Source organism: Pseudoalteromonas sp. MMG013, assembly GCF_018100885.1.
GTDB lineage: Bacteria > Pseudomonadota > Gammaproteobacteria > Enterobacterales > Alteromonadaceae > Pseudoalteromonas > Pseudoalteromonas aurantia.
The window spans coordinates 25,158-44,500 of record NZ_JAGJEE010000023.1 but is presented as its reverse complement, the minus strand read 5'-3'; the positions used below and the strand labels follow the sequence as shown (position 1 = coordinate 44,500).

Sequence of the window (19,343 nt, the reverse complement as noted above, 5' to 3'; positions counted from 1 at the left end):
AAAATTTGAATTTTTGCGTCAATTCATATGAGCATAAAAAAGGGCCGTTAGGCCCCGCAGTTTGGAATTTTGAGGATGGGTTTACATATTTGGGTAATTTGGGCCACCCGCACCTTCGGGCGTCACCCATGTAATATTTTGACTCGGGTCTTTAATATCGCATGTTTTGCAATGTACACAGTTTTGAGCATTAATAACAAATTGAGGTTCATTGCTATCGTTTTCGGTTATCTCGTATACCCCAGCAGGGCAATAACGCTGTGCCGGCTCGTCAAATTGCGCTAAGTTGACCTTAATTGGGATAACTGGATCGTGTAATTGTAAGTGACATGGTTGTGACTCTTCATGGTTCGTATTGGAAAGAAACACAGAGGAAAGCTTATCAAAACTGAGTGTGCCGTCGGGTTTTGGATAGTCAATTTTTATTGAATCTCGTGCTGACTTTAAAGTATCGTGATCAGCGAGATTATCTTTGAACGTAAAGGGCAATGCCCCAGAAAATAAGTTTTGATCTAACGTGTTATATGCACCACCAATAATTTTGCCGAACTTGTGCATCACAGGGCCAAAATTCCGAGATTGATATAACTCATCATACAGCCAACTCGATTTGAATTTTTCAGTGAAGGTACTGAGATCGGAAGCCGGTGACTCTGAAGCAAGGGCTTCAATGATTGAATCTGCTGCAATCATACCTGATTTCATTGCGGTGTGATTGCCTTTTATTTTTGCGAAATTTAAGGTACCAGCATCACACCCAATGAGTAATCCCCCAGGGAAATGCATTTTGGGCAATGAGTGAAAGCCACCCTTGGCGATTGCTCTCGCGCCATAAGAAACCCGCTCAGCGCCTTGCAGCGTGTTTTTAAATACTGGGTGGTGCTTCATACGTTGAAATTCATCAAATGGGCTTAGGTAAGGGTTGGAGTAGTTTAAATCGACAATGAGTCCAACAACAACTTGATTGTTTTCTGCATGGTACATAAATGAGCCACCATGGGTATCACTTGTAAGTGGCCAGCCAGTGCTATGGACAACAGTACCTTCCTTATGTTGTTCAGGTGGAACCTGCCAAATCTCTTTAAACCCAAGCCCATAATGTTGTGGACTTGTATTTTCGTCAAGCTTGAACTGTTTAATAAGTTGTTTACCTAAATGACCGCGACATCCTTCAGCAAACACTGTGTATTTAGCTCGTAATTCCATGCCAGGCATGTAACTGTCTTTAGGTTGTCCGTTGTTGTCAACGCCCATATCACCAGTGACAATACCTTTTATTTGGTTATCTTCGCAAATAATAGAATGTGCGCTAAACCCAGGAAATATTTCTACGCCTAAGTTTTCAGCTTGTTCAGCTAACCATCGACATACATTGCCCATAGAAACAATATAATTCCCATGGTTTTTAAACGTTTTAGGAACTGCTATGTGTGGAATGGATAAGGCTTTTTGCTCATCTTTAAATAGATAAATGTCATCTTGAATGACTTTTGTGGTGATTGGTGCACCCATTTTTTTCCAGTCGGGAAGTAATTCATCAAGAGCTTTTGTTTCAAATACAGCACCAGATAAAATATGTGCGCCTACCTCTGATCCTTTTTCAACGACACAGATCATGAGTTCTTGCTCTTTTTCTTGTGCTTGTTGTGCAAGCCTAATTGCACAAGATAGTCCCGCAGGACCTGCGCCAACAACTACTACATCGAATTCCATGGTTTCACGTTCAACCATAATTACCTCATTATCTTTGACGGTATTTTAACTAAAGCAGGACTTTAGTTTGTATAAAGTTAAACTAAGGTTATTTTAGGTTGACGTTTACGTCAACAGGAAGTAGTCTGAATCTATAAAATAAATATGTTGACGTTGGCGTCAGCGGTATGAATAACCAGATGATGGAGTAACTATGAAAGTACTTGTGCCAATCAAACGCGTGATTGATTACAATGTAAAGGCAAGAGTCAAGCCAGATAACACTGACGTTGATTTAACTAACGTAAAAATGGCAATGAATCCATTCTGTGAAATTGCGGTAGAAGAAGCAATAAGGTTAAAAGAAGCGGGGACTGCGACCGAGATTATTGCGGTTTCAATAGGTGATAAAGCATGCCAAGAGCAATTACGTACAGCACTGGCACTTGGCGCAGATAAAGCGATTCATATTCAAACCGACGCCAAATTAGAATCTCTCCATGTGGCAAAGCTTCTCGCCAAACTTGTTGACGAACATCAACCGGAATTAGTTATTTTAGGCAAACAGTCAATTGATTCCGATAATAATCAAACTGGACAAATGCTGGCAGCGTTAACACGACGTAGCCAAGGAACATTTGCGTCGAAAATGGTCATTGATGGTGACAAGGCGCTTGTTACAAGAGAGGTTGATGGAGGCCTACAAACTTTATCATTGTTACTACCAGCAGTCGTCACAACTGATCTTAGGCTTAATGAACCGCGCTATGCATCTTTGCCAAATATCATGAAAGCAAAGCGCAAGCCGTTAGAGGTCATTGAAGCTGACACATTAGGTGTTAACCTTACACCTCGAATCGAATTATTAAAAGTCGAAGAGCCAAGTAAACGACAAGCCGGTGTGATTGTTGACAGTGTGGAAGAACTTGTATCTAAACTTAGAAATGAAGCAAAGGTGATCTCATGAGTGTATTAGTCGTTGCAGAGCATGAAAATGGTCAACTTAAAGCAGAGACCGCTAAGGTTATTAATGCAGCCCTTAAAGTGGCGGGAGGCGTTGATGTATTAGTTGCAGGCTATAATGTTGATGATGTTGTCCAATCAGCAGCCAACATAGCCGGAGTTACAAAAGTATGTGTTGTTGATAATGCGTTATTTGAATACCAATTAGCAGAGAATACCGCTGATCTGATTGTAGAGATTGCTGGTGGCTATACTCATATTTTAGCAAGCGCGTCTACTACTGGTAAGAACACGCTGCCACGTGTCGCGGCGCTATTGGATGTGTCGCAAATATCAGAAATCATAGATGTTATCGACAGCGAAACATTTAAGCGACCTATTTATGCCGGCAATGCTATTGCAACGGTTAAGTCGAACGAGGCTAAAAAGGTTATCACGGTTCGAGCAAGTGCTTTTGAAAGTCAGTCTGAACAAAGTGCATGTGAAGTCGAAATATTATCCTTGGCGTTAGATAATACCTTATCGAACTTTGTGAGTGTCGAGCAAACAGAATCAGAACGTCCAGAATTAAATGTTGCACCAGTTGTTATTTCAGGTGGCCGTGGTATGCAAAATGGTGAAAATTTTGCGCTACTGAATGGTATTGCTGATAAATTAGGTGCTGCCATAGGTGCTTCAAGAGCTGCGGTAGATGCAGGGTTCGTACCGAATGATATGCAAGTTGGCCAAACAGGTAAAATTGTAGCGCCTGACTTATATATAGCCGTTGGGATAAGTGGGGCGATTCAGCATTTAGCAGGAATGAAGGACTCCAAAGTGATTGTTGCTATCAACAAAGATCCGGATGCGCCTGTATTTCAAGTTGCAGATTACGGCTTGGTCGCGGATTTGTTTGACGTACTACCTGAATTAGAAAGTGCACTATAAAATAACTAGGTAAGTATTAAATTCTGATTGTTAAGCCGTTGTACCGTTTGGTCGCGGCTTTTTTATTATAAGATAGAAGGTCACTAAGCGCCCTCTCGAAAGGGACCTGTCCAGTAAATTAATGAAATATTAACGCCGGATGCCAACCAAGAATAGTGACTAAGTTTTACGATAAGATCCAATAAAAATATAATTCCATACTTAATTCCATATAAAGGCCTTGAATATACGGGTTTAATTAGTTGATTTTAGGCTGTTAATAAAGCTGGGTAATATAAACGTACGCAAGGCATTACGGCGAACAGTGTGAATAGAAAGTTCGAGGCATCAGAAGTTAAGCCACTTGCGCAATGGTGGCGACAGTGCGAATTAAGTAGGTGAAAATATGAGAAACCAATTTATGCAGAAAAATCGAGGTTCAAAATAATCAAGCAAGTAATTGATGAGCATCACTCCATAGCAGATGTACCAGACACTATCAGGTGGAGTAAACTGTAAGTTAGTACAATGAGGTCGGTTAGATAAGTACATAGGAAATGAGGCTTGTGTACAAGTTACAATATAGAGTGGATAGCGACATAAAGCTAGCGAATAAACACACAAATGGTGTGAGACGTTTGCTCATGTGATAATTACTTACATATAGATGCGCTAACTATAAAAAATTTACTTGGAGTATGATATGAACTTTCGAGAAATCTAAACGTCAGCGCATTAAATCTATAGATTTTAGTCGTCTAAAGTTACCGTAACGTTGAGGTAAGATAAATGAATTCTCTATATGGTGCTAATGCCTAAATTGCGCTAGACTAATTATTGAGCGATTTGGAAGTGTATCTCAAGGATGACGTGTTTCATGAAATAAAGCAGTAAGGCACTAGAGAATATTAGTGCCTTTTTCAGCGGATAAAAACAAATCAAAAAAATCAACTCAAATATCAAGTTGTTATGTTTATTCTTGTCCTCCTTTAGTACCATATCATGACGCTGGCAGTTATGAGATCGAGTATTCAGATGTAGCGATAATATTAGTGTCTGTAAGCTTTTATTAAACAAGATGAGATCGTTATAGCCGATACAAAACTATAAAATACTGTTATTGAAATACTTTTTAAGTGAAATATAAATGACAAAAAGATGAATGTTTTTTTACGAACTATATTGGATAAACGATGTTTCAGTATTACTTTTTCTATCTACTTTATCTGGTTTTTTATGTTTTTTTGTGTTTTTTATCCCTTTTTTGGCTTTAGCAATAAATATTGCGGTTAATGACATTGCACCGAATGATGGAATATGATTTATTTAGTACTGAGTTTACGTAAAGGCTTTAGTTTGCAAAAGCTGAAAGCAGTATTCAGAGGTAATCAAATATGGTTTGATATGCCACTAGTCTAAAATATTCAATAATAAAAGGTGTGAAAGGTACACATCGAATTAAAAATTTTTAACACTTATTAGGTCATTACACTACGTGTTGTTGATGCACTAACAAATGGAATAAGTTTGATATTTGTGGCGTTATTAGCTATTCGTTAAATGTTGTTGTCGAATTTGATAGCAGCATCATTGCAGATATGAAAGGTGAGGATTTTTACCTATGAAGAGACAGAAAAGAGACCGTTTAGAAAGAGCGCATTCTCAAGGTTTTAAAGCTGGATTATCGGGGCGGTCTAAAGATTTATGTCCATACCAGCAAATAGAGTCACGTTCTGAGTGGCTTGGTGGATGGCGAGAAGCCATAGATAATAGAAATATGTTTAAAACATAATAAATAGAATTCATGAGATAACAGAGCCCCTTATATGGGGCTTTGTTGTTTATAAACAAAAATTTAAAAAGCGCTGGTATCTTGGAATAAACCGACTTTCAAATCTTTTGCTTCATAGATCACGCGTCCATCAACTTCAACGGTGCCATCAGCCATACCCATAAATAACTTACGCTTAATAACGCGTTTCATATCCAATCGATATGTCACTTTCTTTGCGTTAGGCAAAATTTGACCAGTGAACTTTACCTCACCCACACCCAGTGCGCGGCCAAGACCTGGTCCACCGGACCAACCTAGGAAGAAACCTACTAACTGCCACATAGCGTCTAGTCCTAAACAACCAGGCATTACTGGATCACCTTTAAAGTGGCAGTCGAAAAACCACAAATCAGGGTTGATATCAAGTTCAGCAATGATAAGACCTTTACCATGCTCGCCGCCATTATCGTTGATCTCTACAATACGATCCATCATAAGCATATTGTCGCTAGGTAAACGGCAGTTACCTTCGCCAAACATCTCGCCTTGACCACAAAGTACTAATTCTTCTTTTGTATAGCTATTTTTTGGTTCCATAGTTCACAATCTTTGCTTAAAAATCCACGCTACTCTAGCGTACACTTGTACGCTAGACAACTCCGAACAGTTAAATTTCAATTTTCTATAAGAATAATTCGCATTTAAATTGAATTCTAACCACTTATATAGGCGATTTTTATCTTAAAAATCTTTATAATATCGCCAGAATTAAACTAATTTATCGGAAGTTTATGATCCTTTTTGTAGATGCTCTAACCGTGATCGATTTTTCTTACTTGTGTAATCAACGAGGTGCAGTAGGCGAAAGCTGGATCGTTGACTTAACCCTTCATGGTAAACTCAATGATGAGTCCATGGTTTTAGATTTTGCATTAGTTAAAAAGCAAATAAAAAAAATTATTGATGAAACAATAGATCATAAGCTTGCGATAGCAAGCCTTGGTGTCAAAGGGCATGTTAATGATATCGATGGGCGAGTAGAGTTAGACTGCACTTTTGGTGAGCAACATCATTTAGCAATGAGTGCCCCGAGTGAAGCTGTGTGTTTGCTTCCATGTAAAACGATTAACGAAGAATCTGTTATTGAATTTTTAAAGTCGGTTATTATGCCGAGTATGCCTAATAACGTTAAAGATATAGGTATTGAGTTAAGACCAGAGCCTGCGACAAGTTTCTACTATCATTACAGTCATGGATTAAAGAAGCATGATGGTAATTGTCAGCGAATCGTTCATGGGCACCGCTCTCTGATCGGGATTTCTTTAGATGGGATCAGTATGCCAAGACTTCAGAAAGAATGGGCGGCTAAATGGGAAGATATTTACTTAGGTACGCAAGAAGATGAGATTGATTCAGCAGCTGTAAAATATGTTGCGCCTTTTGCAAGTGATTATTGCTTTGCTTATGAAGCCGCACAGGGGTACTTTGAATTAGCCATTAGTAAAGACAGGTGTGATATTCTGCCTTGCGATACAACTGTTGAATGTATTGCTGATTATTTAGCTACCCAAGTCAAAAAGTCATATCCAATGCAAAAAGTAATGGTTAAAGCATATGAAGGAGTTGGGAAAGGAGCGATTGCATATGCTTAAGCGGGCATTCTTTTTTACTGGTGCATTGCTGAGTACTTGTACGATAAGTGCGTTAGAATTAACGGGTCACCTCACTCAAGGTGGTATGGTGATTGGTAAAATAGAAAAAGTTCAATATGTTGAGTTGAACGGACAAGCAATAAAAGTTACGAATGAAGGTCAGTTTGTTTTTGGCTTTGGACGAAATGCGCCCACAACACACACATTGTCATGGGTAACAACTGATGAGAAACGACATTCCACTGAACTGCTAATTACATCGCGAACTTTCAATATAGATAGAATTACTGGTGTGGAGAAAAAGTACGTATCTCCTCCTGATTCGGTATTAGAGCGTATTAGAGCTGAGGCAAAGTCAGTGAGAGCAGCAAGAGCCAAAAGCTCCGACCTAGTGTATTTTTTAGAGCCGGTATTAAGGCCAGCCAAAGGTCGTATTTCTGGAGTTTATGGCAGTCAAAGGTATTTTAATGGCAAGCCTCGTAATCCGCATTATGGGTTAGACATTGCAAATAAGACTGGCACGCCTGTTTGGGCGCCATTAAATGGAACTGTTGTATTTTCTGATAATGATCTCTATTACAGTGGTGGAACGGTCATCATTGACCATGGACATGGAATTACCTCAACCTATATTCATTTAAATAAAATACATGTAAAAGTTGGAGATAACATATCTGTAGGAGAGCATTTTGCAGATATTGGTGCTACTGGACGTGTAACAGGCCCTCATTTGGATTGGCGTTTCAATTGGTTTGGAGAACGGCTAGACCCTCAATTATTAATGACTAACACACTGGCGAACAAAAGTAGTAAAAAATGACAGATTTAGAGAAAGAAAATATTATTGTAAAGCGTATCGAAGAGTCGATAACATCCATTACTAAGACGGTTTTTCCGGGTAGAACAAATCACCATAACACCTTGTTTGGCGGGGATGCACTCGCGTGGATGGATGAAGCCGCTTTCATCGCTGCAACTCGATTTTGTAGAAAACCGCTGGTGACGATATCATCTGATCGTGTTGACTTTAAAGAAGCTATACCAGCAGGAACATTTGCCGAATTAGTGTCGAAAGTAGTGCATGTTGGTAATACAAGTTTAAAGGTGGAAGTAAAAATCTATTTAGAGCGAATGCATAAAGATGATAAGCACTTGGCTATTTCGGGCAGCTTTACATTTGTTGCGGTAGACGACAATCATCGACCTACGCCTGTAGTATGTCAAAAAATGTTAGACGGGTTTAATTAAAAAGATGTAGGAAGGGCTCGAGTTAATAAAATTATGTCCTTCCTTCATACTTTAAGAACACATCATACAACCTATTTCAATTTAAATCTCTCTTCTCATTTGCACAACTTTAATTTAAAGCTAATCATATAGGAGATAGGAGATTCTATGATCGTTCTTTTGTGTAGTGTTTATATTGCAGTGTGTGCAATAGCATATGGTGCTTTAGATTCATTTTATATGGGTGACCTTTTACACAGCTTAAGAGGGCAGTTGCTGCTGAGTTGTATTTTATTAGCAGTACTTTTACAGATAAAAAATAAATATCTAGGTAGTGTGGCTTTAGTCATATCCGGTTTGTTGATCACTTCACATTATTTTTATAGCTTAGGCTTTGATACTGAAGTTAAAAATGACGTATTAAGTGTAAAGCAAATTAATCTGCGCTATACAAACAATAATTTAATTGAACACTTTGCTGATTTTAACTCTGACGACCGAGACCTATTTATACTGTTGGAGTTTTCAGATAGAAACCGAGCACAGTTTGCTAAAATAAAGCCTTTATTTTCTCGATATGGTTATAAAGAAATTGAAGGTTTTCCAATGGGGGTCGCTGTGATTTCTAGATATCCAATTGTATACAGGCAGTTTGTCCAAGTTGATGGTCCAAAGGTTGGATACGTTCATTTAAAAATTTTGGTTACTGATAAAGTTGTAGACTTAGTCGTATTACATCCGCCTTCCCCTCGCAATGAAAGGCTGTGGAAACAACGTAACAAGTTGTTGACTGAAGTAGGCGCACTGTTAAAGGATCTAGGTAACCTTTGGGTAGTGGCGGGAGATTTTAATACTGTTTTTTGGTCACGTTATTTAAACACCACGTTGGGGAAGTGGTGTTATGCTACAAAAGGTTATCACACGACCTGGCGCAGCGTTGAAAGTATACCCGCTATTATAGGTGGATTAGCAATTGATCACTGTGCAGTAAGTCGAGAAATAAATATCAATGAGTTAGATGTCTTCTCTTTTATTGGCAGTGATCATTCTGTATTGACCTATAAATTAAGCTTTTAACTGTGTCAGCAATGCTTTATTTTTCTTTTTCAGCTCACTATTTTCTAGGACTAACTTAACAACAGATTTAAGCTCAAAATTATCCCACGGCTTTGACACTATCATGTGTGCAAGTCCATCATGTACCGCGTTTTGACAGTCTTCAATATCAGCATATCCACTTACAAGTATCCTCCCTGCATTAGGCTGATGGGTTTTGAAGTGTTTCAATACAGCGAAGCCATCCATATTTGGCATGCGGATATCGGATATAACCAAGTCAAAGTCATTCACTTTCATACTTTCAACAGCTGTCAGAGGATCACTGTGTTGCTCTACTTGATACTCCCTATTAAACAAACGGCCAAGTGCTCTCAATACTGCTTCTTCATCGTCTATTATCAAAATCGAATGCATAGTGCTTCCTAATTTATGCGGTTAAGCTTTTTATATCATGTAATAGGTGTCTTAAATTGCGTTTGTGGGGGTATAGGAAAAACGCTTTTAACGCCCATATCAACGCTGGAACTTTTTGCCCCATTTCTCTGTAATATTCTCCGTAACACTCATTCAAGCGTGCACCTGCTTTTATTTGGGTTATCCATCCAACGTTATTAGAACTAACAAATCGTTTTAATATCAACCTCATAGCATCTATTCTTTTTATTCTATTTGATGTAATTGAGTTCGAACGCATTAAGTAATCCATTGCGCATTGATAAGTGTACGCAACTTCTCCTACAGATGCTAACTTTAGCCAACAATCCCAGTCACTTGCACTTTTTAATTCGTTATCAAAACACATCACAGATTGAATTGCATCACGCTTTACCATAACGGTAGACGTACCAATCACATTTGCGTAAAGCAGCATATCTTGGCTATTACTAAGATATTGATACTTTGTCGTATCTTTTAGTTCTTTATTATAAAATTCGGGCCAGTAAGAAAAACAATCTATGATTTTGTTATACTGTTCATCAACGTGCATATAGTTTGTAAAACTCAACGTACATTTTTGGTTAGATTTCATATAAGCTAGTTGTGTGGCAAGCTTATCTTCGTTCCAGTAATCATCAGCGTCGAGAAATGCAATATAGTCTGCTTGTGCAATTGAAATTGCCTTATTTCGAGCAGCAACAACACCGCACCGTATTTGTTTTACCAATATTAAATTAGAGTACGTTTGCGATGCTTTTTCAAGCCATTCAACACTCCCGTCAGTTGAGCCATCATCTACAACGATGATTTCTAATAGAACATCGGTTTGCTTAATTACGCTTGCTAACGCTTTACCCAGATACGCTTTGCAATTGTAGTTAGGAATTATCACAGAAATATCAGGCTTCATTATTTGTACTCCACATTAATTGTATTCCTGTATACGCAAGTAAGACGCCAACTTTATTTGCTCTTTAACCGTTCATTTTTATCTCAGATTCTACGAATGCATTGCATTTTGCAAATGTGATTGCAATTAATAGCCAATTAGGTGAGGTTATTAGTGATTAAAGTACGGCATGGCAATTGCGTATGTAAAGCATGACCTAGTTGGAGGGTAAATTATGAAACATATTGGTATTTTGGTTCCAAGCTTCCCAGTCGCTTCTGAAACATTCGTGGTTACTGAGATCAATGCGTTAGTCAAGAGTGGACATAAAGTAACGGTAATCACATTTGAAAATATGGGAAAATCTGATGTTTTAAGCCCAAGCGTTGATGTGGTAGAAATCTCAAAGCCTTCTCACCAATCACTGATTATGGGTTGTCTCAACTTATCAGCTTTATATCGGGGGTATATGTCTGCATCGAAAATGGCATCCATTCCAACGCCATCACTTCTTGCTTATGGCAATAGTATTGCTCAAATAATAAAGTTTACAGAGATTGAACATCTTCATTGCCACTTCATGCATGGGTCACTCGCCTACGGCATAGTGGGGGCAAAACTTGCGAACATTACGGTATCGTCGATTGGTCATGGCCACGACGTTTATGTCAATCAAGCTGATATACCTCAAAAGCTCTCTCTATGTGATTTTTCAGTGGCAGTTTGTCAAGATATGGCGAATCAATTTAGTCGGTATGCTCAGAGTCGCGTTAAGCTCCTTCATTGCGGTATAAATTTAGAGTGCTTCAATCAATCACCTTCATCGGCTTACAGCGATGTGAAATTATTATTTATTGGTCGGTTAGTAGAAAAAAAAGGATTACAGTTTTTAATGCCCGCGTTAAAAAATGTGTTGGTACAGCATCAAGTGACTTTGGACATAGTGGGTGATGGGCCCTTAATGAATGACCTGAAATTTATGGCTGAAGCATTGGGTATTGAAAAAAATGTAAACTTTTTAGGTCGTAAGCCGCCAGTTTGGATTGCTAAAAATACAAAAAACTATTCAGCATTAGTTGCTCCGTTTTGTATTGCAAAAAATGGGGACAGGGATACTGGACCGCTCGTTTTAAAAGAGGCCATGGGCTCTGGTATAGCAGTCCTAACAACAGAATTAATGGGAGCAAAAGAAATCGTCAATCAGAAAGTGGGGTTCAAGTGTAAACCATCGGATATTATGAGCCTTTCTAAAATAGTGACAGATTTTTGCGAACTTTCCCCTTACCAACGATTTACAATGGGTCAAAATGGTAAGCGTTTCGTTACTAAACATTTTAACGCTAGAGCACAGGCCGAAAAGCTCTCTCATTGGGTACAGGCATTATAAGTTAGTGACTAAAAGTAGCAGTAAGGAATGAGCATGAGTGGACTAAAGCAAGTTGCGTATTATGGTGTTGCTATGTTGGTACTGAAAGGCTTGGGCTTTTTGATGCTGCCGATTGCTACCCGTTTATTAACGCAACAAGAATATGGAAGTTTGAATTTTTTAGTCACAATTTCAGCTGTGTGCTCCCTACTTTTAAGTTTAGGATTACCAGAGCTTTTATTTCGTCAGCATTATCAAGATGATAATCAAAAAGTAGCATTTTTCCGCGATTGTTTGGTTGTGAGTATAGGGGTTTGCTTCGTTTTTTTGATTGTGGTTCTGGTATTCACTCAAAGTATAACGAACTTGTTACCAGGTGATGTAGACCTCACGAATTTAAGATTGTTAGCTGTTAACTTGTTTGCTTCGTCCGTGTTAGCTATTCCATACAGTTATTATCGATTAGTTGGCAATGCTAAACACTATTGTTACTTGGCTGTTGTTCATGGAGTATTTCAGACTGGATTGAGTATTGGGTTGTTGTTTATGGGTTTTGGGGTAACGGGAGTGATGCTCTCGGGGGCAATATCGGCTTCTTTAGTACTAATTGCTGGGCTATGGTTATTAATTCCCCTTATAAAAATGACACTGACGCAGTTTAAATGGCAAATCGAATCTCGACATCTTTTGTTTTTAACATCGATTTTAATTTCATCTCTGTGCCTATACGGATCTAATGGTGCTGAAAATTGGTTCATCGTTGCATTAGAAGGCGAAAGAACATTAGCTGTCTATTTTGTCGCTGCTCAATTTGCGTTAATGACGTCATTCACATTTGAACCAATTAGAATGTGGTGGTTTGCAAAACGATTTGATGTGCTCGCTAATGAACCAAATGAGTATGGATATATGGCGCTACGAAGTCTAAATTTAGGGTTGATTCTCTGTGCAATAATGATGGTTGTAGTGCCAGTTATATTTAAAGTCACGTTACCTGCGAGCTATTATGGCAATGATATGTGGCTTACAGGGTTAATTTTAGTTGTCGTGCTGCGCCATCATAGCGATATATTCAATATCGCATGCTATAAATATCGCAATGGGGTTTGGGTCACATATATCAATGCGATAAGCGCTGTATTAGTGGTAAGTATGTTTTCTTGGTTGATCCCAATTTATAAAGTTGACGGGGTTGTGAGCTCTTTGCTCTTAGTTCAAGTGGTCCGTTGTCTTGCCTTTATATTAGTGAGCCAAAGGCTAGAGTATGTTGATTATAGGTTTCAGTCTTTATTTATTGTTTGGCTAAGTCTAGGTGCGTTAACTTGTCTATCGTATATTCAACCCACTTTTATTTACGCTTATCAGGCCGTAATTATCGTCGTATTACTTGCCATTGTTGCAAAGCAATACAGCGCGGAAGTGACTCAGTGTATAAAATACCTTCCCAAAAGGGGAGCCTATGTCTGACTGGTTAAAAGCAAATCATCTATTAATTAGTGGCGGGTTGGCGGCATTATTAGTACTTGTCCTGTATAAAACGATAGGTCCCATCGCTGCTTTTGCCATAATTGTCATGCCTTTTGCTGCATTTACAGCAGTACGAGTGAGTACAGCCTTTGTTATTCTCTTCATTTTATTTAGTTATTTCAGGTTACATGAAGCTTTTCCAGTACTTATGCCGTTTAAGATCCCAAAATTGTTGGCGCTTGCATCATTACTCGGAATTTTTTGGCACTTATTTATAACAAAGCAATTGAAACCTCACTGGAACTCCTGCCATATTTTATTTTTTGCTCTCTTTATTTGGTTAACTGTCTGTGTTTTTGCGGCATCTAACAGAGGGCTCGCAATAGAGTACTGGGCTGGAATTTTGACCAAGGTTTTCATTATGGTATTCGCGATTAGTTGGTGGATGACAACATTGTCTCATTTCAACTTAGTTCGTATTGGTATTATGCTATCCGGAACATCTATTGCGCTGGTTGCGTTGCAAAATAAGGCCAATGGTATTGGGCTGGTCGAAGGTACTCGGGTCACAATTTCAAGAGACATTCGCTCTCAGTTGGGAGACCCAAATGACTTATCTTTGGTGTTAATGTTTCCTGTGTCGTTTTTAGCGGCTGAGTTATTTGATAGCAATGGCCATAAATGGCGGAGAATCTTAGCCTGTACGGGTTTAATCTTAGTGGTCAGTGGCGTGATCGCGACGCAAAGTCGTGGAGGGTTATTAGGTATAGCAGCCGTTCTGAGTTTTTTTGTCTATCAAAAAATAAAAAACCCCATAATCGTAGGGGCAATCGGTGCGGTTGGCATGTTAGTCATGGTCATTTTTGCAGGTATCACAGACAGACAAAGTGGCGGTGCTGCTGAAGGAGGAGTCGATGCGTCGGCAATGGGCCGTATTTATGCGTGGCAAGCTGCAATTAATATGGCTTTGAGCAACCCGTTAACAGGCGTTGGGGTGAATAATTTTTATTCAAATTATTTCTTTTATAGTCCGCATTGGGATGGTAAAAATCATGCAGTGCATAGCACATGGTTTCAAGTCTTAGGTGAAACCGGATTTGTTGGCCTTATGGTGTTTATATTGGTGATTGTGGGAATTTATAGAAGTTTAAACAGAACAATTGTGAGAAATTCACTGAACTTTGACCCAAAAATAGCTATTAATGCCTACGCTTTAAAAGCGGGGCTAATTGGGTTTATGGTCTCCGGTACATTTTTGACTCAGGCATTTACTTGGCCATTATACATTATTTTATCTTTAACTATTGCTTTAGAAAAGCTTGCTACTGACAACGCTAAGGAAAAGGATTATGGTAATTTCTCTCAAAACATGGCTTAAAAATAGTGACAGTGCATTAGCTAAACAACTATTTAAATTAGCAAAAAAAATTCGAAACCCTCAAATGATTGTTATACCCGGTATACACCATTTACTTTTTAAGCTGCATCATTTCCTTATTATACTGTTTTCTGAGCTCTTAAGAGTTTTTTATTATACGCCTTTGTTTAAAAGTCAGGTAGGTGGTAGTAAAAAACGCTTATCTTTGTATTGTGGATTACCGCAGATGCTAGGACCTATCAATGTTGATATCGGTGACGATGTTCGAATGTCTGGTATTAGTACATTTTGTGGTCGTTACTGTGATTCTCATGTCGCTACTTTGAAAATTGGTAATAACGTTGACGTAGGCTGGCAAAATGCATTTTCAATTGGTACCACTATCGAACTACATGACGATGTGAGACTCGCGGGTCGTGTTTTTCTAGCTGGTTTTCCTGGACACCCTATAGATGCTAAAGCACGGGCACAAGGGCTCCCTGATAATGAGTCACAAATAGGGTCTATTATTATTAAGAAAGGGGCATGGCTTGGCACTGGGGTGACGGTGCTTGCCGGCGTAACGATTGGTGAGGGGGCCATTATTGGGGCAGGCAGTGTTGTTACCAAAGATGTTCCTGCATTTACCATTGCTGCTGGCAATCCAGCCAAAATAGTGAAGCAGATCCCGCAAGAGGTAACAGTATGAAATTTGTCGTTTTCGGAGAAGATTGGGGCGCTCATCCAAGTAGCACTCAGCATCTATTTAAGCAATTGTCTAAAGACCATGACGTTCATTGGATAAACTCTGTTGGGATGCGAAAACCTCGTCTAAGGTTTACAGATTTGTCTCGTGTATTCAATAAGGCAAAAAATTATTTCAGTCAGTCACAGGGTGAGGCGCAGGTCGGGGGCGCTGCGAGTAGAAATGACCAGCCGTCTGTCTATAACTTGGCCGTACTACCATGGCATGACAATATTTTCGTGCAATCATTCAACGAATTTGTATTTTCTAAAAAGCATTTCGATTCAAACGAGCCCATTTTGTATTGGATTAGCGTCCCTACTGCGATCACAATGATTAATGTGCGGCCTATTGATAAAGTTGTTTACTATTGCGGCGATGATTTTTCAGCGTTAGCCGGCGTGGACCATAAGATGATAGCGCCTATAGAGCGAAAGCTGATTGCCAAAGCAAACTTGATATATGTGATCAGCGAACATTTATATAACAAGATGCCAAAGCATAAAACTTATATGCTTACTCATGGAGTCGATTTCGAGCTATTCACAAAACCAACCATCATAGCGAACGAAATAAAACATGTTACACGGTTTAAAGTTGGCTTTTATGGCTCTATAAATGAATGGCTAGACGTTGATCTGTTAACCAAATTGGTAACGGAAAGACCCAATTATGAATTGATTTTAGTCGGTACTATTACACATAACATCGACTTACTATTGTCATTAAACAATGTCACGCACATCGAAGCTGTTGAACACCAGCGACTTGCTGAGTTTTCTCAGCATTGGGATGTGTCTATTTTACCATTTGTTGATAACCAGCAAATTCAAGCATGCGACCCACTCAAACTCAAAGAATACTTAGCTGCAGGTACTCCTGTAGTATCTACCAACTTTCCTGCTGTTAACAAATATTTAGAAACGATATTGGTTGCTTCTACCGATAGTGGCTTTATACAACGTATTGATTCAGCAATTGCGTTAAATCAAGTTTTAAATAAAAATTGGAAAGAAACACAATCGTCCTTGGCAAAAAACCATAGCTGGAGTGCAAAAGCACGCTCAGTAGAACAACAATTAATTGCATTTCAGGGTGAGCAATAAAAAGTGGTCTAGACTCTGCAATATTACAAGGGAAGCACGAAAAATTGGATATTTTTCTCATTATGCGAATGGAACGACAATCGTGCTTTGCAATTTGCAAAAGTAATAGGTAGGGAGTCATGCTAGTAAAAGAGCAAATAAAAAGACTAATGTACCTCGCACTGTATGCTTTATACAGCCGAGCGAAGCTTTTTGCTGTGCCTTTACTGATTGTGCCTTTTGTTGTGTTCTTTTTTGCCGCCACAGCACAAAAACAATATACCAACCATGCAACAATTTTAATTGAAGAATCATCGTTACTGAACCCCTTTCTTGATGATTTATCGTTCTCGTTTGAGCTATCCAATAGAATGGCAGCTCTTCGTACCTTGGTCATAAGTCGTAAAGTACTCACTTCTGTAGCAAAAGAAGCTAGTTTATTATCTGACGCTCCAACTTCTCATGAAATTGATTTGGTGCAGCAAAAACTAGCACAAGGTTTGTCCCTTTCATTGGTAGGAGATGAACTGGTCCGTATACATTTAAAATGGCATGAGCCTTCACAAATGAAGCTTATTTTAGAAAAAGTAGTGGAAAAATTCATTGAGCGTTTATTGGCGCCGACCAAAGCATCGTTAGATACCTCTGAACAGTTTTTCTACCAGCAGCTAGATGCTTTAAGAGGTGAATTAGAAAAGTCAGAAGATGAGTTAGCTAAGTTCAAAGTCACCTACAGTGATACGTTGCCTGACGTATTAAATAGTAACCGCCAAATGCTGGATAAGCTCATAAACGATAAACAGCAAAAGTTCGTCATTTTATCAGGCGCTGAAGCAAAACTTAAAGCACTCGCGAGTAAATTAGGGCAAGCAAACCCAATTTTGGGACGTCTTGAAGAAAAAATCATTCGCTCGGAGTCAGATTTAAGCTTATTGAAAACAAGATATACGGATAAACACAGTAAGGTTATCGAAAAGACGAGGGAGTTGGCTAACTTAAAACAACGCCAGCAAACATTGTTGAGTCATGGTACCGACTTAGACGTGACGGACTTAGATAAGCTATGGCAAATGGCCAATACTTTATCCATCGGATCAAATGGAGAAAGTACAGTATTAGTATCGCAAATCTTAGCGCTTGAAGACGCAAAAAATATGGTTCAACAGCATCAACAAGAGTTTGATATGTTAACAGAGCAAACTGAAAAGTTGAGTCAACGGCTGCTTATCACCAGTGATATAGAAAAGCAGTTACGAAAGCTTGAGCGTGATTATGATGTAAAACAAACCCTATACAAAGACATGTTAAGTCGTTATGAAATGGCGAAAGTGACAGGAAAGTTAGTGAAGTATGAGGGACCTGACAAAGTGAAAACGATTGAGCGAGCATATAGTCCTACTAAAGCCATAAACACGGCGTTATCAGTATCAGCAGTTGTGGGTGTCATATTGGGTATTTTTACCGGATTTGCTTGTGTGTTTGTGGCAACACTTTGTGATAGTCATTTGAAAGACTTGGCGACGATTGAAAAGCTCGCCGCTCAACCTGTGTTGACGGTGTTACCCATTATCAGACTTGATCAAGACCAGATTGTAAATGGTCAGGTGGTAAGTCGACAGATAGAAGGTGAAGAATCATGAGAGTATTACATTTAGTACAACATTTGAAAATTGGTGGGCTGGAGAAAATGGCAGTGACATTAATGCAAAAGAGTTGTTTTGCACAAAACAGTGTGATTGTCGCGCTACAAGGCAGTAAAGTGGAATCTTTGACTGATTGGCCACAACTACAAGAAATGGAAGAGCATTTAATTTTTTTAGATAAAAACCCAAAGTTTGAGTTATCAGTTGTAGATAAATTGATAAAGATCATCGAAGAGAAAAAAATTGAAGTGATCCACAGTCATCATATTGGACCTATGCTATATGCAAGTTTGGCTTGTTTAAAGCGTAAGGAGGTTAGACACGTATCGACAATTCATGATGCATGGTACTTAAATAATTTCAAGCAACGCGTGATCACAAAGTTACTAAACCGTATATGTGCTATTCATTGGGTTGCAGACGCGCAAGTGGTTGCCGATGATTTTACATCTAGAACTGCTATATCAACACAGAACACCATTTTAAATGGCATTGATTGTACTCAATTCGCTGCAATCAATATGGAACATGCCAGATATCAACTTGGGTTACCTAAGTTTATCAAGCTCGTAGGTTGTGCGGCTAGATTAGAGCCGGGTAAAGGTCATAAAGCGCTAATATCGAGCCTAAAAGACCTCCCTGGAGATTATCATTTAGTACTTGCGGGGGATGGGAGCTTAAAGCAAAGTTTACGAACACATGTTACCTCTTTAGGCTTGGAATCACGCGTCCACTTCTTAGGTAACGTTCAAAATATGCAGGTTTTTTATTCCGCGATTAATGTTTTTTGTTTATTTTCTGAACGAGAAGGGTTACCTCTGTCAATTTTAGAAGCTATGGCGTGTGGACTTCCTATTGTTGCCAGTGATGTGGGAGGAATTCATGAAGTCCTAACACCTAAACAAGGAATTTTATTAAGCCCTACAGCACATAGTGGCCTGCCATTTGCTCTTACTAAAGCGATAAAGCTAGAACGTGGTCCATCTATACGAGCACATGCAATCGCAATAGCGGATGTTTCTCAAATGAGTTCGCAGTACGACCAATTATACCGAGGCCTTAATGCATAAGGAATAAATA

General features: G+C 38.9%; 18 protein-coding genes. 14 read left to right on the top strand and 4 right to left on the bottom strand.

Features of this window, described 5'->3' with window-relative positions; all coding sequences use genetic code 11:
• Nucleotides 1-81 precede the first annotated feature (81 nt).
• Nucleotides 82-1,731 carry an electron transfer flavoprotein-ubiquinone oxidoreductase gene (locus J8L98_RS17875; protein ID WP_210997549.1) on the bottom strand — a complete coding sequence of 550 codons (1,650 nt, stop codon included), beginning with the start codon at nt 1,729-1,731 and terminating at the stop codon, nt 82-84.
• Nucleotides 1,732-1,906: 175 nt separating this feature from the next.
• On the opposite strand from J8L98_RS17875, the gene J8L98_RS17870 reads away from it, so the two are divergent.
• The 3 genes from J8L98_RS17870 to rmf all read left to right on the top strand — a co-directional run bounded on the left by J8L98_RS17870 (nt 1,907) and on the right by rmf (nt 5,353).
• On the top strand, nt 1,907-2,659 hold the full coding sequence (locus J8L98_RS17870) for an electron transfer flavoprotein subunit beta/FixA family protein (RefSeq protein WP_210997548.1): 753 nt from the start codon (nt 1,907-1,909) through the stop codon (nt 2,657-2,659).
• Complete coding sequence (locus tag J8L98_RS17865; RefSeq protein WP_210997547.1) at nt 2,656-3,582, top strand: FAD-binding protein; 927 nt, start codon at nt 2,656-2,658, stop codon at nt 3,580-3,582. The genes J8L98_RS17870 and J8L98_RS17865 overlap by 4 nt, the downstream gene beginning before the upstream one ends.
• A 1,600-nt stretch (nt 3,583-5,182) precedes the next feature.
• A complete protein-coding gene (gene rmf, locus J8L98_RS17860; RefSeq protein ID WP_192507526.1) occupies nt 5,183-5,353 on the top strand; it encodes a ribosome modulation factor in 171 nt (56 codons plus the stop codon).
• Between the two features lie 63 nt (nt 5,354-5,416).
• Here the strand turns inward: rmf and fabA are convergent, their stop codons facing one another.
• Nucleotides 5,417-5,932, bottom strand: coding sequence for a 3-hydroxyacyl-[acyl-carrier-protein] dehydratase FabA (gene fabA / locus J8L98_RS17855; RefSeq protein WP_192507527.1), 516 nt, complete (start codon nt 5,930-5,932; stop codon nt 5,417-5,419).
• A gap of 194 nt (nt 5,933-6,126) precedes the next feature.
• On the opposite strand from fabA, the gene J8L98_RS17850 reads away from it, so the two are divergent.
• The 4 genes from J8L98_RS17850 (at nt 6,127) to J8L98_RS17835 (ending at nt 9,291) form a co-directional block, all read left to right on the top strand.
• Nucleotides 6,127-6,987, top strand: coding sequence for a 6-carboxytetrahydropterin synthase (locus J8L98_RS17850; protein ID WP_210997546.1), 861 nt, complete (start codon nt 6,127-6,129; stop codon nt 6,985-6,987).
• The gene (locus J8L98_RS17845) at nt 6,980-7,807 is read left to right on the top strand and encodes a M23 family metallopeptidase (RefSeq protein ID WP_210997545.1); all 828 of its coding nucleotides are present in this window, start codon (nt 6,980-6,982) and stop codon (nt 7,805-7,807) included. Before J8L98_RS17850 ends, J8L98_RS17845 begins: the two co-directional genes overlap by 8 nt.
• Nucleotides 7,804-8,235, top strand: a complete 432-nt coding sequence (locus J8L98_RS17840; RefSeq protein WP_210997544.1) for an acyl-CoA thioesterase — start codon at nt 7,804-7,806, stop codon at nt 8,233-8,235. Before J8L98_RS17845 ends, J8L98_RS17840 begins: the two co-directional genes overlap by 4 nt.
• 147 nt (nt 8,236-8,382) lie before the next feature.
• Nucleotides 8,383-9,291, top strand: a complete 909-nt coding sequence (locus J8L98_RS17835) for an endonuclease/exonuclease/phosphatase family protein (RefSeq protein WP_210997543.1) — start codon at nt 8,383-8,385, stop codon at nt 9,289-9,291.
• On the opposite strand, the gene J8L98_RS17830 is transcribed toward J8L98_RS17835, so the two are convergent.
• Both J8L98_RS17830 and J8L98_RS17825 read right to left on the bottom strand, forming a co-directional pair.
• Nucleotides 9,280-9,687: a response regulator gene (locus J8L98_RS17830; RefSeq protein WP_210997542.1), complete on the bottom strand. Its 408-nt coding sequence runs from the start codon at nt 9,685-9,687 to the stop codon at nt 9,280-9,282. The genes J8L98_RS17835 and J8L98_RS17830 overlap by 12 nt on opposite strands.
• 13 nt (nt 9,688-9,700) lie before the next feature.
• Complete coding sequence (locus J8L98_RS17825) at nt 9,701-10,621, bottom strand: glycosyltransferase family 2 protein (RefSeq protein WP_210997541.1); 921 nt, start codon at nt 10,619-10,621, stop codon at nt 9,701-9,703.
• Between the two features lie 214 nt (nt 10,622-10,835).
• Here J8L98_RS17825 and J8L98_RS17820 point away from each other — a divergent pair, with 214 nt between their 5' ends.
• The 7 genes from J8L98_RS17820 to J8L98_RS17790 all read left to right on the top strand — a co-directional run bounded on the left by J8L98_RS17820 (nt 10,836) and on the right by J8L98_RS17790 (nt 19,333).
• Complete coding sequence (locus tag J8L98_RS17820) at nt 10,836-11,987, top strand: glycosyltransferase (RefSeq protein WP_210997540.1); 1,152 nt, start codon at nt 10,836-10,838, stop codon at nt 11,985-11,987.
• 33 nt (nt 11,988-12,020) lie between these two features.
• Entirely contained in the window at nt 12,021-13,433 is a 1,413-nt protein-coding gene (locus J8L98_RS17815) for an oligosaccharide flippase family protein (protein ID WP_210997539.1), read from the top strand.
• Nucleotides 13,426-14,811: an O-antigen ligase family protein gene (locus tag J8L98_RS17810; RefSeq protein WP_210997538.1), complete on the top strand. Its 1,386-nt coding sequence runs from the start codon at nt 13,426-13,428 to the stop codon at nt 14,809-14,811. The genes J8L98_RS17815 and J8L98_RS17810 overlap by 8 nt, the downstream gene beginning before the upstream one ends.
• A complete protein-coding gene (locus J8L98_RS17805) occupies nt 14,783-15,499 on the top strand; it encodes an acyltransferase (protein WP_210997537.1) in 717 nt (238 codons plus the stop codon). The genes J8L98_RS17810 and J8L98_RS17805 overlap by 29 nt, the downstream gene beginning before the upstream one ends.
• The gene (locus tag J8L98_RS17800; protein WP_210997536.1) at nt 15,496-16,641 is read left to right on the top strand and encodes a glycosyltransferase; all 1,146 of its coding nucleotides are present in this window, start codon (nt 15,496-15,498) and stop codon (nt 16,639-16,641) included. Before J8L98_RS17805 ends, J8L98_RS17800 begins: the two co-directional genes overlap by 4 nt.
• A 119-nt stretch (nt 16,642-16,760) precedes the next feature.
• Nucleotides 16,761-18,260 carry a sugar transporter gene (locus tag J8L98_RS17795; protein ID WP_210997535.1) on the top strand — a complete coding sequence of 500 codons (1,500 nt, stop codon included), beginning with the start codon at nt 16,761-16,763 and terminating at the stop codon, nt 18,258-18,260.
• Nucleotides 18,257-19,333 (top strand): glycosyltransferase, encoded by a 1,077-nt coding sequence (locus J8L98_RS17790; protein WP_210997534.1) that lies wholly within the window; start codon nt 18,257-18,259, stop codon nt 19,331-19,333. Before J8L98_RS17795 ends, J8L98_RS17790 begins: the two co-directional genes overlap by 4 nt.
• Nucleotides 19,334-19,343 lie beyond the last annotated feature (10 nt).